Raw genomic sequence first — 234 nt, forward strand, 5'->3', positions numbered from 1 at the left:
GTCCTCCATCATCGTCCAGTCGAGGGTGAAGCGCGAGAGGTCGATATGATCGTGGCGGTTGGTCACCGCAAAGCCCGGCCGCATCTGTTCGAACGCGATCGGCGACTGCACCTTGGCCAGCTCGTAATATTCGGGGTCGGGCGTCCGGTCGGAGCGGATCACGCCGTCGCCGACCGGGCTGTCGTCCCCGCCCTTGTTGGCGAAGTCCGGCCCCTGTGCCCAATATTCGCGGCC

At 65.8% G+C, this 234-nt stretch carries 1 protein-coding gene; it reads right to left on the reverse strand.

Annotated features, from left to right (window positions below):
- A partial coding sequence (locus AC0IYH_RS34120) for a hypothetical protein (RefSeq protein ID WP_471838921.1) occupies nucleotides 1-234 on the reverse strand: 234 nt, incomplete at both ends.

Source organism: Pseudomonas sp. AC463 (genome assembly GCF_979253585.1).